Origin of the sequence: Variovorax sp. CF313 (assembly GCF_000282635.1) — a bacterium.
In the GTDB taxonomy this organism is placed as follows: domain Bacteria; phylum Pseudomonadota; class Gammaproteobacteria; order Burkholderiales; family Burkholderiaceae_C; genus Variovorax.
Genome location: NZ_AKIW01000094.1, coordinates 54,871 through 68,757, shown reverse-complemented (window position 1 = coordinate 68,757; position 13,887 = coordinate 54,871). Strand labels below are relative to the sequence as shown.

Below are 13,887 nucleotides of genomic sequence, written 5' to 3'. Positions count from 1 at the left end.
CGCGTGCAAGGGCACCGGGTACGCTCCTGCGCGAATGTCCCCCGTCGGCATCATCGCCCCCGAACCACGCCCCCAATCGCTCATCGCAGTATTTCGAGAAGGCGGTCCAGTCCGCCTTCGTTGATTGCAACCATTGCCTGTTCACGCACCTTGGGTTTCGCGTGATAGGCCACCGACAGGCCGGCTTCGCCCATCATCGGGAGGTCGTTCGCGCCGTCGCCCACGGCGATGGTTTCCTGCGGCGAGATGCCCATGAGCGAAGCCACCTCGAGCAGCGTCCTGCGCTTTTCGGCGCCGTCGCAGATGTCGCCCCAGCTCTGCGTGACGACTTCGCCGGTGAGCTTGCCGCCGGCTTCGTCGAGCAGATTGGAGCGCGCAAAGTCGATGCCCAGCCGGTCTTTCACGCGGTTCGCGAAGAAGGTGAAGCCGCCCGACACCAGCAGCACCTTGAGGCCGGCTTTCTTGCAGGCTGCTACCAGTTCGCTCGCGCCCGGGTTGAGCTTCAGCCGCTCGTCGTACACCTGCTGCAGCGCCTCGACCGGCACACCCTGCAACAGCGCCACGCGGCGGCGCAGGCTTTCCTTGAAGTCCTTGATCTCGCCGCGCATCGTGGCCTCGGTGATGGCGGCGACCTCGGCCTTCTTGCCGACGGCATCGGCGATCTCGTCGATGCATTCGATGTTGATCAGCGTCGAGTCCATGTCGAACGCGATCAGCTTGAAGTCGGCGAGCCGCAGCGGCGGCTTCACGCGCTGGATGACGAGGCCGGGGGAGATTTCTTGGGTAGCGCTCATGCGGTGACGGTTTCCTTGACGAGGGGTTGGCCCAGGCTGCGCAGCACGTCGCGCACCATCTGGGCCCGCTCTTTGGGCTCTTTCAGCTCGCGCTCGATGCGCAGCTTCTCGTTGCCGGCGAGCTTGATGTGCTTGTTCTTCTGGATCAACTGGATGATGGCCATGCCATCGACCGGCGCATCTTTCTTGAACGTGATGTTGATGATGCCCGGCGCCGCATCGACCTTGACCACGCCGTAGGGCCGCGCCAGCACGCGCAGGCGGTGCGTGTCGATCAGCGTCTGTGCCTGCGGCGGCAGCTTGCCGAAGCGGTCGACGATTTCTTCGAGCAGCGTGTCGATCTGGTCGGGCGTCTTCGCGGTGGCCAGCTTCTTGTAGAACGACAGGCGCAGGTGCACGTCGCCGCAGTAGTCATCAGGCAGCAGGGCGGGCGCGTGCAGGTTGATTTCGGTGGTGACCGACAGCGGTGAGAGCAGGTCTGGCTCCTGGCCGGCCTTGAGCGAGCGCACGGCCTCGCTGAGCATCTCGTTGTAGAGCTGGAAGCCGATCTCCATCATGTTACCGCTCTGGTTCTCGCCGAGCACCTCGCCGGTGCCGCGAATCTCGAGGTCATGCATCGCAAGATAGAAGCCGGAGCCCAGCTCCTCCATCTGCTGGATGGCGTCGAGCCGCTGCGCCGCCTGCTTGGTCAGGCCCTCGGTGTCGGGCACCATGAGGTAGGCATAGGCTTGGTGGTGCGAGCGGCCGACGCGGCCGCGCAACTGGTGCAGCTGCGCCAGGCCGAACTTGTCGGCGCGGCTCATCACGATGGTGTTGGCGGTCGGCACGTCGATGCCGGTCTCGATGATGGTCGAGCACAGCAGCAGGTTGTAGCGCTGCGCCACGAAGTCGCGCATCACGCGCTCCAGCTCGCGCTCGGGCATTTGGCCATGGGCCACGGCGATGCGGGCCTCGGGCAATATTTCTTCCAGCTTCTGGCGCCGGTTCTCGATGGTCTCGACCTCGTTGTGCAGGAAGTAGACCTGTCCGCCGCGCTTGAGCTCGCGCAGCACGGCCTCGCGGATCACGCCCGTGCCTTCGTTGCGCACGAAGGTCTTGATGGCGAGGCGCCGTTGCGGTGCGGTCGCGATCACGCTGAGGTCGCGCAGGCCTTCGAGCGCCATGCCCAGCGTGCGCGGAATCGGCGTGGCCGTGAGCGTGAGCACGTCGACCTCGGCGCGCATGGCCTTCATCGCCTCCTTGTGGCGCACGCCGAAGCGGTGCTCCTCGTCGATGATGAGCAACCCCAGGTTCTTGAACTTGACCGACTGCGACAGCAGCTTGTGCGTGCCGACCACGATGTCGACCTGGCCCTCGGCCAGCCCCTTGGCGGCGGTGGTGATTTCCTTGGCCGAGCGGAAGCGGCTCATCTCGGCCACCTTCACGGGCCACGTGGCGAAGCGGTCGACCAGCGTCTGGTAATGCTGCTCCGCCAGCAGCGTGGTGGGCGCGAGGAACGCGACCTGCTTGCCGCCGGTGACGGCGATGAAGGCGGCGCGCAGCGCCACCTCGGTCTTGCCGAAGCCCACGTCGCCGCACACGAGGCGGTCCATGGGCTGGGGCGAGATCATGTCCTGCACCACGGCGTGGATAGCGGCCTTCTGGTCGGCGGTTTCCTGGAAGCCGAAGTCGTTGGCGAACACCTCGTAGTCGGCCGGCGAGTAGCGGAAAGCATGGCCTTCGCGCGCGGCGCGGCGAGCGTAGATGTTGAGCAGTTCGGCAGCGGAGTCGCGCACCTGCTCGGCGGCCTTGCGCTTGGCCTTTTCCCATTGGCCGGAGCCCAGCTTGTGCAGCGGGGCCTCGTCGGCGCTCACGCCGGTGTAGCGGCTGATCTGGTGCAGCTGCGACACGGGCACGTAGAGCGTGGCCTTGTCGGCGTACTCCAGGTGCAGCATTTCCTGCAGCAGCGGCTTGCCGTCGGGGCCGCTGCCCTGGCCCAGGTCCATGTGGATCAGGCCGCGGTAGCGGCCGATGCCGTGCGCGGTGTGGACCACCGGGTCGCCGACGTTGAGTTCCGACAGGTCCTTGATCAGCGCCTCGACGTCGCTGACCTGCTCCTGCTTCTTGTTGCGCCGGCGCGTGGTGGGCGCGGTGGCGAACAGTTCGGTCTCGGTGACGAGGTCGATCCCCTGCTCGCGCCAGGCGAAGCCCGAGGCCAGCGCGGCGGTGGCGATGCCGATCTTTTCGTCGGCGGAGGCTTCGAACTCGGCCAGCGAGTCGAAGGCCGGCGGGCTCACGCCGCTGGCGCGCAGGAAGTCGAGCAGGCTCTCGCGGCGGCCGTCGCTCTCGGCGATCAGCAGCACGCGGTGGGGCGTGGCCTTGATGTGGGCCTTGAGCCCGACCAGCGGGTCTTCCGCGCCGCGCACCACGGCGAAGGGCGGCAGTTTGTCGAATTCGGCGTAGGGCGCTTCCGTGGGCACGTCGCCGCGGACGGCGAGTTGCGCGTGCGGCTTGGCGCGCTGGTAGAACTGCTCGGCGTTCAGGAACAGCGCCTCGGGCGGCAGGGCGGGGCGCTCGGGGTCGCTATGCACCAGCCGGTAGCGTTCGTTCGTGTCCTGCCAGAAATGCTGGAACGCAGGTTCGAGGTCGCCGTGCAGCACCACCGTGGCGTCTGCGCCCAGGTAGTCGAACACCGTGGCCGTCTCGTCGAAGAACAGCGGCAGGTAGTACTCGATGCCGGCGGTGGCCACGCCGTTGCCCATGTCCTTGTAGATGCGGCTCTTGGTCGGGTCGCCCTCGAGCAGTTCGCGCCAGCGGCTGCGAAAGCGCGCGCGGGCGTCGTCGTCCATGGGGAACTCGCGGCCCGGCAGCAGCCGCACTTCGGGCACGGGATAGAGGCTGCGCTGGGTGTCGGGGTCGAAGGTGCGGATCGAGTCGATCTCGTCGTCGAACAGGTCGACGCGAAACGGCACCGGCGAGCCCATGGGGAACAGGTCGATCAGGCCGCCGCGCACCGCGTATTCGCCGGGGCTGACCACCTGCGTCACGTGGGTGTAGCCGGCCAGCGTGAGCTGGGCCTTGAGCTTCGATTCCTCGAGCTTCTGCTTGGCCTTGAAGTGGAAGGTGTAGCCGGCCAGGAAGGCCGGGGGTGCGAGTCGGTAGAGGGCGGTGGTGGCGGGCACCAGCACCACGTCGGCCTCCTTCTGGCTGATGCGCCAGAGGGTGGCCAGGCGCTCGCTGATCAGGTCCTGGTGGGGCGAGAAGCTGTCGTAGGGCAGCGTCTCCCAGTCGGGGAACAAGGCGCATCGCAGGTCGGGCGCGAAGAAGGCGATTTCATCGATCAGGCGCTGCGCGTCGTTGGCGTCGGCCGTGAACATCGCCGTGGCGCGCCCGGCGGCTTTCTCGCGCATGGCCAGCTGCGCCAGCAGCAGTGCATCGGCCGACAACGGGGGACGCGGCAGCGTGAAACGCTTGCCCGCCGTGAGGTGGGGGAGGTCCATGGAACGCTTACTGGAAATGCACAACACCCCGCGCCGGTTGGCGAGGGGTGTGCGTAGCGGTCGATTCTAGAATGGCGGCCCTTTATTCGCTTGCTGGCCAGCGCCGGCGCCGGGCCCCCATGTCCTCTTCCCGACTTTTCGTGCTGATCCCATGCGCCGGCTCCGGCCATCGTGCGGGGCATGCGCAGTCCGCGCTGCCCAAGCAGTACCGACGCCTGGCCGGCCTGCCGATGGTGGCCCACACGCTGGAGGCCTTCCGCGCGCTGGCGGGGCGCTTCGCCGGGCTGGCGCTGGTGGTGTCGCCGGACGACCGCGACGTGGATGCGGTGCTGCCGCGCTTTCCCGCCGAGAACGAATACCTGCTGCGCGTGGGCGGCGTGACCCGCGCGGCCACGGTGCGCAACGGCCTGGTGGCACTGCGGCAGAAGGGCGCAGGCGCGCACGACTGGGTGCTGGTGCACGACGCGGCGCGCTGCCTCGTCACGTCGAGCCAGATCGAGGCGCTGATTGCGGCCTGCGAGCACGACGCTGTGGGCGGCCTGCTGGCGCACCGGCTGGCGGACACGCTGAAGGCGTCGACGGCCGAGAGCCGAGTAGCCCAGACGCTGTCGCGCGCCGACAAGTGGCTGGCGCAGACGCCGCAGATGTTCCGCATCGGCATGCTGCTCGACGCGCTGGAGCGCACGGGCGACACCGTGACCGACGAGGCCAGCGCCATAGAGGCCATCGGCCTGTCGCCGCTGCTGGTGCAGGGCAGCGCGCAGAACTTCAAGGTGACGTTCCCCGAGGACTTCGCATTGGCCGAGGCGGTCCTGCAGGGCCGCAAGAAGGGCATTGCATGACGAGCGCCTTCAACATCCGTGTCGGCGAGGGCTGGGACATTCACCAACTGGTGGCGGGGCGCAAGCTGATCCTGGGCGGTGTCGAGGTGCCGCACACCACCGGCCTGCTGGGGCATTCCGATGCCGACGTGCTGCTGCACGCCATCACCGACGCCCTGCTGGGTGGCGCGGGGCTCGGCGACATCGGCCGGCATTTTCCGGATACCGACGAGCAGTTCCGCGGTGCCGATTCGTCGGTGCTGCTGGCCGAGGCGGCGCGCCGGGTGCGCGCGGCGGGCTGGGAGATCGGCAACGTCGACAGCACCGTGATCGCGCAGGCGCCCAAACTCGCGCCTCACATTCCGCTCATGTGCCAGCGAATCGCCGGCACGCTGGGCATTGCGGTCGACCAGGTGAACGTGAAAGCCAAGACGGCCGAGAAGCTCGGCCCGGTGGGCGAGGGCCGCGCGATGGAAGCCCGCGCGGCCGTACTTCTGCATCGCTGAGGCCTCCGCAGGCTCAGGCCGGCTTCCTGCCTCCCGGCAGCTCACCCGGCTTCGGCGCCGGCATCGCGCGCGGCATCCGGATGTGCGCCGCCAGGCCGCGGCCCGGCGTGCTGGTCAGCGCGAAGGTGCCACCCATGCGCTCGATGTTCTTCGCCACGATCGACAGGCCCAGGCCCGCGCCGGCTGCCGAGGTGCGCGCCGTGTCGCCGCGGAAGAAGGGCTTGGTCAGCTGCGAGAGCAGGGCGGGCTCGACGCCTGCGCCGTGGTCGCGCACCTTGATCAGCACCGCGTCGTTGTTGGCTTGTGCCTGGATCGTGACGTCGGCCACGCCCGTGGAGGGCGATTTGCCATAGCGCCGCGCGTTCTCCACCAGGTTGGAGATCACGCGCGTGAGCTCGACCTCATCGCCCATCACGCGCAGGTCGGACGGCACCTCGACCTTGATGTTCATCTCCTCGTAGTCCTGCACCGCATAGGTGCAGGCGTCGACCACGTCGCGCAGCAGCACCGGACGAGGATCGACATGGTCGGGCCGCGCGTAGTCGAGGAACTTGTCGATGATCGCGTCGAGCTGGGCGATGTCGGCCGCCATGTGGTCGCGCGCGTCCTCGTCGGCCACGCTCATCTCGGTTTCCAGCCGCAGCCGGGCCAGCGGCGTTCGCAGGTCATGCGAGATGCCGGCCAGCATGATGGCGCGGTCCTGCTCGATCTTGGCGAGCTGGTCCGCCATGCGGTTGAAGCCGATGTTGACGGCGCGGATCTCGTTGGTGCGGGCTCGTTCGTCGAGCCGGTGCGCCTCGTACTCGCCTTCGCGCACCTGCATGGTCGCGCGCGACAGCTGCTTGAGCGGCAGGTTGATGAGCCGCGTGATCAGCGCCGCGCCGGCCAGCGAGAGCGCCATCGCCGTGCTGAGCCAGACCAGCCAGGTACGCCCTCCCACGCGGCTGAAGCGCGTGGGGTCGAGCAGCAGCCAGTAGGTGTCGCTCTCGATGGTGAAGCCGATCCAGAGACCCGCCTCGTCGTTCACGCGGCTGGCCACCGTGGTGCCTTCACCGAGCTGATCAATCAGCTCCTCGGTCACGCGCAGGTCGAGCGCGCCGCTGGTGTAGGGCTGGAACCGGTCGTTGGGTTCGCGCGGCAGGATGCGCACGCCCTCCTGGTCGGCCAGCGTCTTGATGAGCGACACCCGGGTTATCGCGTCCGAATACACCAACGCCGCGCGCGTGAGGTTCACGAGCGAGGCGATCTGGTGCGCGGTCTGGATGGCGCGCGGCTCGTATTCGAGCGAGCGGAAGGTCTGCAGCCAGGCAACCGTGCAGCCGATGAGCAGCAGCGCCAGCAGAAAGAAGGTGCGCCAGAAAAGGCTGAACCCCAGCTTGAGGCCGGGGCGGCGGTCACGTTGCGCGCTCGCTTCGAGCGGGCTCGGCATCGTGACCTGCACGCCGTCCTCCTGGGCCGCGCCGGGTCTGGTGGGTTGGCCGACGGCCACCTGTCAACGGCGCGTCAGGCCGTGCCGTCCGGCACGAACACGTAGCCGACGCCCCAGACGGTCTGGATGTAGCGCGGCGCCGCGGCGTCGGACTCGACCAGCTTGCGCAGGCGCGAGATCTGCACGTCCAGGCTGCGGTCGAAGGGCTCGAACTCGCGCCCGCGCGCCAGCTGGGCCAGCTTTTCGCGCGACAGCGGTTGACGCGGATGGCGCACGAGCGCCTTCAGCATCGCGAACTCGCCGGTGGTCAGCGAGAGTTCTTCGCCATCCTTCTTCAGGGTGCGCGAGCCGAGGTCGAAGGCGAACGGGCCGAAAGTGACGGTCTCGTTCTCGGTAGAAGGGGCGCCCGGCGCCTCCAGCGGCGGACGGCGGCGCAGCACGGCGTGCACACGGGCCAGCAGTTCGCGCGGGTTGAAAGGCTTGCCGAGATAGTCGTCAGCGCCGACTTCGAGGCCGACGATGCGGTCCACGTCCTCGCCCTTGGCGGTGAGCATGATGATCGGGGTGCGGTCGTTGGCGGCCCGCAGGCGGCGGCAGACCGAGAGGCCGTCTTCGCCGGGCATCATCAGGTCGAGCACGATCAGGTCGACCGTGTCGCGCAACAGGATGCGGTTGAGCGCCTTGCCGTCCTCGGCCACGATCACTTCGAAACCTTCTTGCGTCAGGTAGCGGCGCAGGAGGTCGCGGATGCGGGCGTCGTCGTCGACGATCACGATCTTGTCGGTGCGAGCGGGAACTTGAGTCATTTCTACAACGATGAATTTGTAACAGGGCCGATTCTGAAGGCGTTAAGGCTTCGTTGAGCCGGATTTACTTATGGTTTGACACTAAGTTACAAAACTTGCGGACGCTCGCGGTCTGGTCATCCGACGTTAGCGAGGAGGTGGCAAAGTCCAATTTCCTGATGACTTGCGCTCAATGAGACGTCCTATTTCCGCCCTGCCGTTGATCCTCGTTCTCGCCTGCGGTCCGTCGCTGGCGATGTCCGGCGATTTCTTCAGGGTGGGCGAAGTGCGCCGCAGCGAAGTCCGGGACGCGGTGGCGGCCCACCGTGCCGCGCAGCGCGAGGAGGTCCGCCGCGAACAGGCGGCCGCGGGCAGGCGCCTGACCGCCGCCGAACTGTTCGAGCTGCGGCAGCAGGTTCGCGGCCAATGGACCCCGCCCGCGACGGGTGCATTGCTCAATTCGGCAGAATCGCAGCCGGCCGAGCGGATCGTGCCGGTGCCGCCGCCGGCAGCCCGCCCGTCCTTGACCGCACCGCGCAGCCAGCGCCGCTGATGCGCGAGCCTGCGGGCGCAGGCTTGTCTTTCATACCAACTCAGGGGAGTACTTCGTCTTGAAGAAAACAATCAAATTGCTCGCGGCGTGCGCCGCCCTGGCCGCCGCCGGCACCGCACTGGCCCAGAACGCTGCGCCAGTACCGCAGAACGTGCTGCAGCTGGCGGCTTCCGGCACGGTCGAAGTGCAGCAGGACATGCTGAGCATGACGCTCGTGACCACCCGCGACGCCCCTGACGCGGCCGCCGTGCAGACGCAGCTGAAGGCGGCGCTCGACGCGGCCCTGGCCGAAGCGAAGAAGAACGCCCAGGCGGGCCAGCTCGACGTGCGCACCGGCAACTTCAGCCTGTCGCCGCGCTATTCCAAGGACGGCAAGATCAACGGTTGGCAAGGCTCGACCGAGCTGGTGCTCGAGGGGCGCGACTTCTCGCGCATTACCCAGGCGGCCGGCCGCATCACGACGCTCAGCGTGGGCAACGTGGGCTTCGGCTTGAGCCGCGAGCAGCGCGCCAAGACCGAAACCGAGGCGCAGAACATCGCCATCGAGAACTTCAAGCAGAAGGCCGGCGAGCTGGCCAAGGGCTTCGGCTTCAGCGGCTACACGCTGCGCGAGGTATCGGTGAACGCGAACGACGGTAGCCCGATCCGCCCGCGCATGATGGCGGTGCAGGCCAAGTCGTTCTCGTCCGACTCGACGGTCCCGGTCGAAGCCGGCAAGACCAGCGTGGTGGTGAGCGTGTCGGGCTCGGTGCAGCTCAAGTAAGGGGCGCGCGTACCGGCAGGCTACCCTTTATTGGGCAGTCCAGCCGCCGTCCATGGCCCAGGCGACGCCTCGGACCTGATCGGCCGCCGGCGAGCACAGGAAGACCGCCAGGCCGCCCAACTGCTCGACGGTGGTGAACTGCAGCGATGGCTGCTTTTCGCCCAGCAGCTCGTTCTGCGCCTGCGCCGCCGTGATGCCTTCGCGCGCGGCGCGGTCGTCGATCTGCTTTTGCACCAGCTGGGTCAGCACCCAGCCGGGGCAGATTGCATTGGCAGTGACGCCGGTGGTCGCGGTTTCGAGCGCGACCGACTTGGTCAGGCCGACGATGCCGTGCTTGGCGGCCACATAGGCCGATTTCTGCGCGGATGCCACGAGGCCATGGGCCGACGCGATATTGATGACGCGGCCCCAGTTGGCTTCGCGCATAGCGGGAATCGCCAGCCGCGTCGTATGGAATGCGCTGGTGAGATTGATGGCGATGATCGCATCCCAGCGTTCGGTGGGAAAGTCTTCGACCTTGGTCACATGCTGGATGCCGGCGTTGTTCACGAGGATGTCGACGCGGCCGAACTTCGACGCGGCGAACTTCATCATGTCTTCGATCTGGTCGGGTTTGCTCATGTCTGCGCCGTGGTACTCGGCGCGTACGCCGAGCGCCTCGATCTGGGCCTTGGGGGCTTCGGCGTCGCCGAAGCCGTTGAGCACGATGTGCGCGCCCTGTTGGGCGAGAGCCTTGGCGATGGCGAGGCCAATGCCGCTGGTGGACCCCGTGACAAGCGCGGTTTTGCCTTTGAGCATGAAGATCAATCTCCGGATGAATTAGGATGCGACGAGACAATTATCCGCACCAGGACGACTTCGTTTTCATGACAGAACCGACGCTTCATGACGTGGCGTGCGATGACGCCCAAGGCGGCCATCGCATGGCCTATTGGCAATGGGGCGACGCGCGCAGTGCGCATGTCGTGATCTGCGTGCACGGGCTGACCCGGCAGGGCCGCGATTTCGACCTGTTGGCTCAGGCCATCGTGGCGCGCGCTGCCGGCGATGTGCGCGTGGTCTGCCCCGACGTGGTGGGCCGTGGGCGCAGCGACTGGCTGCGCGACCCCGCTTTCTATCAGGTGCCGGTGTATGCGGCCGACATGGTCGCGTTGATCGCGCAGCTCCATCGCGAGCAGGCCATCGGCACGCTCGACTACCTCGGCACCAGCATGGGCGGGCTGATCGGCTTCGTGCTCGCGGGGCACAAGGAACTGCCGCTGGCGCGGCCCATCCGCCGCTTCATCGCGAACGATGTCGGTCCGACGATCGAGCCGGCCGCAGTGCAGCGCATCGGCGCCTACGTAGGGAAGAACGGTTCCTACGCGAGCGTGCAGGCGGCGGCCGATGCCATGTGGACGCTGTCGACCAGCTTCGGGCCGCACACGCCCGCGCAGTGGCTGGCGCTGTCGCAGCACATGGTGGTGCCCGCGTCGCAGCGCACCGCCGATGGTTCGGCCAAGGCCGAGGCTGGCGGCGACGAGGGAGCCTGGCTGCTTCACTACGACCCCGCCATCGGCGTGGCGCTGCGCGCCATCACGCCCGAGGCCGCGGCGCAGGGCGGCGCGATCATGTGGAGCCTGTACGACGCCATCGAGGCGCGCACGCTCGTCACGCGGGGCGCCGAATCGGATCTGTTGTCGCGCGAAACCGCACTGGCCATGACACAGCGCGGCCCGCACGCCACGCTGGTCGAGTTCGAAGGCGTGGGCCACGCGCCGACCTTTGTCGATCCCCTGCAGATCGCCGCAGTCACCAACTTCCTGTTCGATTGATTGATTGAAGCGTGAAGCGCGATTCCTCGAGTCTCCAGACGGCACCCATGTCCGACGCGGCCATGGTCGACTATCCGTTGTCCGCGGCAACGGCCGACCGTACGCCGGTGATGGAAAACATGCTGGCGCGCGCGCGTGCGTTCGCCGAACCGCTGATCGCCGACGAGAAGCTCGACACGGGCGAGAACTCGCTCGCGCATGCCGACGCGGTTGCCGCCATCGTCGCGAAGATGGGTGGCTCCGAGGCCATGCAGGCGGCGAGCTATCTGGTTTATTCGTGTCAGCACCTGAATCGCCCGCAGGAGGTGATCGCCAAGGTGTTCGGCGACAACTTTGCAGCGCTCGCCGTCGAGACGACCAAGCTGGTGCGTGTACAGGAGCAGGCCCGCTCCGCGTCGCAGGGGCATCACGTCGAAGGCGCGGGCGCGCAGACCGAGAACGTGCGCAAGATGCTGCTTGCGTTCTCGCGCGACCTTCGCGTGGTGATGCTGCGGCTGGCTTCGCGCCTGCAGACGCTGCGGCATGCGGCCGCAAGCAAGCAGCCTGCGCCCGAGAGCGTGGCGCGCGAGTCGTTGCAGGTGTTCGCGCCACTGGCCAACCGGCTGGGTATCTGGCAGGTGAAGTGGGAGATCGAGGACCTCTCGTTCCGCTTCCTCGAGCCCGAAACCTACAAGCTGATCGCGCGCCTGCTCGACGAAAAGCGCATCGAGCGCGAGGGGCACATCGAGCAACTGCGCTCGCAGCTCGAGCACGAACTGCAGGCCGAAGGCGTCAAGGCCACTGTGCAGGGGCGCCCCAAGAACATCTACAGCATCGTCAAGAAGATGCGCGGCAAGTCGCTCGACTTCGAGCAGGTCTTCGACATCCTCGCACTGCGCGTGGTGGTGCCCGACGTCAAGGATTGCTACGCGGCGCTGGCGTGGGTGCATTCGCACTTCCAGCCGATCGACGAGGAGTTCGACGACTACATCGCGCGGCCCAAGCCCAACGGCTATCAGTCGCTGCACACGGTGGTGCGCGAGCTGGTGGATGGCAAGGCGGGCAAGCCGATCGAGATCCAGATCCGCACCGAAGAAATGCATGACCACGCCGAGCATGGCGTGGCGGCGCACTGGGCCTACAAGGAAGCGGGCCACAAGGGCTACGCGGGCGTATGGGCGAGTGGCGAGTACGACGCAAAGATCGCGGTGCTGCGGCAACTGCTGGCATGGGAGCGCGATCTGTCGGGCGGCCTGCAGGGTCAGGGTCTGTTCGACGACCGCATCTATGTGCTGACGCCCGATGCCGCCATCGTCGAGTTGCCGCAGGGCGCGACGCCGGTCGACTTTGCCTACACCGTGCACACCACGCTGGGCCATCGCTGCCGCGGAGCGCGCGTCGATGGTGCGATGGTGCCGTTGAACACGCCGCTGTCGAACGGGCAGACGGTCGAGATCATCGCGGCCAAGGAAGGCGGTCCGTCGCGCGACTGGCTCAATGCGGAACTGGGCTATCTGGCCAGCCATCGTGCGCGCGCGAAGGTGCGCGCATGGTTCAACGCACAGATCACGCACGAGACCGTGGCGCGCGGACGCGAAGCGGTCGAGAAGCTGCTGCAGCGCGAAGGCAAGACAGCAGTGCGGCTCGAAGACCTGGCGTCGCAGCTCGGCTTCAAGTCGGCGGACCACCTGTTCGAAGTGGTGGGCAAGGACGAGTTCTCGCTGCGCAACATCGAGACGCTGCTGCGTCCGCCCGAGCCCGCACCGGGGCCGGATGACGGCGTGCTTATCAAGAAGGCGCGCGGCAGCGAAAAATCGGGCAAGGGTGGCGTGCTGGTGGTGGGCGTGTCTTCGCTGATGACGCAGCTCGCCAAGTGCTGCAAGCCCGCGCCGCCCGATGCCATTCGCGGCTTCGTCACGCGGGGCCATGGCGTCAGCGTGCACCGCGGCGATTGCAGCAACTTCCGCACGATGGCAGCGAAGGATGGCGAGCGCGTTATCGATGTGGAGTGGGGTGTTGCGAAGAAGGGTGCCGATGCGCCTGTGTATGCGGTGGACGTGGCCGTCGAGGCGGCCGACCGCCAAGGGCTGCTGCGCGATATCTCCGACGTGTTTGCGCGCGAGAAGATGAACGTGATCGGCGTGCAGACGCAGTCGATCAAGGGCACCGCGTGGATGACGTTCACTGTGGAAATCGCAGATGCCGCGCGGCTCACGCAGGTCCTTGGGCTGGTCACTGCAGTTATTGGTGTGCGATCTGCACGTCGCCGCTGAAAAGCGCGTTTTCTCCTGCTACAATAGCTGCTTCTCGGACACATCCTTAGGCGCGTAGCTCAGCTGGTTAGAGCACCACCTTGACATGGTGGGGGTCGTTGGTTCGAGTCCAATCGCGCCTACCAATTTCTGTTTCAACCCCGGCCAACCACCGGACCCGTTGAACAGAGCATGCACCGGGTTCCCCGGTGCACATATCGTCCCATTTGCGGTGATGCGGAAAAAGCCCTCGACCATGTTGTTGTGCTACCTTGGCCTCTCTGCACCCTCATTCTATTTTTCTTGACAAGCGATCCGATGAATACGCGATCAACGCTGGTTGATCGGGCTCATGCCGACAAGCGCCTTGCGGCGCTGTTGAAGCAGGCTCCCATCGAGTTTGCGCGTGCTGTCTACGGCATCAACGACCACGCGGGTGGACGTACCGACACGATGGCGGCGCGCGAAGTGGCGCGTGCCCAACGCCAGGGCATGCCCTTGACCGAAGAGCGCGCCGAACAGCGCGCTCGTGCCTACCTGCCGACCGTGGGGCAGGAGCACTGTCCGCGCTGCTGGGTGGTCTACGGCCAAAAAACACCGCTGCGTTTTCGAGAGGCCGACGAAGAGCGGCCCGAGTCGGCCGCCTGCCATGCATGCGGCGCGGAGTACGCGACATCGTCGGATTGAGGAAGGCGGCGAGCCCGGTCAGGGT

The 13,887-nt window shown here is 67.0% G+C and carries 12 protein-coding genes and 1 tRNA gene; 8 read left to right on the top strand and 5 right to left on the bottom strand.

All coding sequences use genetic code 11. The features are described from left to right. Nucleotides 1–80: 80 nt before the first annotated feature. Both serB and mfd read right to left on the bottom strand, forming a co-directional pair. Nucleotides 81–794 (bottom strand): phosphoserine phosphatase SerB, encoded by a 714-nt coding sequence (gene serB / locus PMI12_RS22515; RefSeq protein ID WP_007837026.1) that lies wholly within the window; start codon nt 792–794, stop codon nt 81–83. After that, on the bottom strand, nt 791–4,273 hold the full coding sequence (mfd, locus tag PMI12_RS22510) for a transcription-repair coupling factor (protein ID WP_007837024.1): 3,483 nt from the start codon (nt 4,271–4,273) through the stop codon (nt 791–793). Before mfd ends, serB begins: the two co-directional genes overlap by 4 nt. Nucleotides 4,274–4,392: 119 nt before the next feature. On the opposite strand from mfd, the gene ispD reads away from it, so the two are divergent. Next, nucleotides 4,393–5,115, top strand: coding sequence for a 2-C-methyl-D-erythritol 4-phosphate cytidylyltransferase (ispD, locus tag PMI12_RS22505; RefSeq protein ID WP_007837023.1), 723 nt, complete (start codon nt 4,393–4,395; stop codon nt 5,113–5,115). After that, nucleotides 5,112–5,600, top strand: coding sequence for a 2-C-methyl-D-erythritol 2,4-cyclodiphosphate synthase (gene ispF / locus PMI12_RS22500; protein ID WP_007837020.1), 489 nt, complete (start codon nt 5,112–5,114; stop codon nt 5,598–5,600). The genes ispD and ispF overlap by 4 nt, the downstream gene beginning before the upstream one ends. A gap of 13 nt (nt 5,601–5,613) precedes the next feature. Here ispF and PMI12_RS22495 read toward each other — a convergent pair whose 3' ends face one another. Both PMI12_RS22495 and ompR read right to left on the bottom strand, forming a co-directional pair. Continuing rightward, nucleotides 5,614–7,029, bottom strand: a complete 1,416-nt coding sequence (locus PMI12_RS22495; RefSeq protein WP_042674038.1) for a sensor histidine kinase — start codon at nt 7,027–7,029, stop codon at nt 5,614–5,616. 74 nt (nt 7,030–7,103) lie between these two features. Next, nucleotides 7,104–7,835: an osmolarity response regulator transcription factor OmpR gene (ompR, locus tag PMI12_RS22490; protein WP_007837017.1), complete on the bottom strand. Its 732-nt coding sequence runs from the start codon at nt 7,833–7,835 to the stop codon at nt 7,104–7,106. A 199-nt stretch (nt 7,836–8,034) separates the two neighbouring features. Here ompR and PMI12_RS22485 point away from each other — a divergent pair, with 199 nt between their 5' ends. Continuing rightward, nucleotides 8,035–8,367: a hypothetical protein gene (locus tag PMI12_RS22485; protein ID WP_237726157.1), complete on the top strand. Its 333-nt coding sequence runs from the start codon at nt 8,035–8,037 to the stop codon at nt 8,365–8,367. Nucleotides 8,368–8,425: 58 nt separating this feature from the next. Then, entirely contained in the window at nt 8,426–9,130 is a 705-nt protein-coding gene (locus PMI12_RS22480; protein ID WP_007837012.1) for an SIMPL domain-containing protein, read from the top strand. A 27-nt stretch (nt 9,131–9,157) separates the two neighbouring features. Here PMI12_RS22480 and PMI12_RS22475 read toward each other — a convergent pair whose 3' ends face one another. Further along, complete coding sequence (locus PMI12_RS22475; RefSeq protein ID WP_007837010.1) at nt 9,158–9,928, bottom strand: 3-hydroxybutyrate dehydrogenase; 771 nt, start codon at nt 9,926–9,928, stop codon at nt 9,158–9,160. Between the two features lie 26 nt (nt 9,929–9,954). Between PMI12_RS22475 and PMI12_RS22470 the strand changes: the two genes are divergently transcribed. From PMI12_RS22470 to PMI12_RS22455, 4 genes are all read left to right on the top strand, one after another. Further along, nucleotides 9,955–10,944 (top strand): alpha/beta fold hydrolase, encoded by a 990-nt coding sequence (locus PMI12_RS22470; protein WP_007837008.1) that lies wholly within the window; start codon nt 9,955–9,957, stop codon nt 10,942–10,944. 47 nt (nt 10,945–10,991) lie between these two features. Further along, on the top strand, nt 10,992–13,196 hold the full coding sequence (locus PMI12_RS22465; RefSeq protein WP_007837007.1) for a RelA/SpoT family protein: 2,205 nt from the start codon (nt 10,992–10,994) through the stop codon (nt 13,194–13,196). A 48-nt stretch (nt 13,197–13,244) separates the two neighbouring features. Then, nucleotides 13,245–13,321: transfer RNA gene (locus tag PMI12_RS22460), tRNA-Val, on the top strand. Between the two features lie 172 nt (nt 13,322–13,493). After that, on the top strand, nt 13,494–13,862 hold the full coding sequence (locus PMI12_RS22455) for a hypothetical protein (RefSeq protein ID WP_007837006.1): 369 nt from the start codon (nt 13,494–13,496) through the stop codon (nt 13,860–13,862). Nucleotides 13,863–13,887 lie beyond the last annotated feature (25 nt).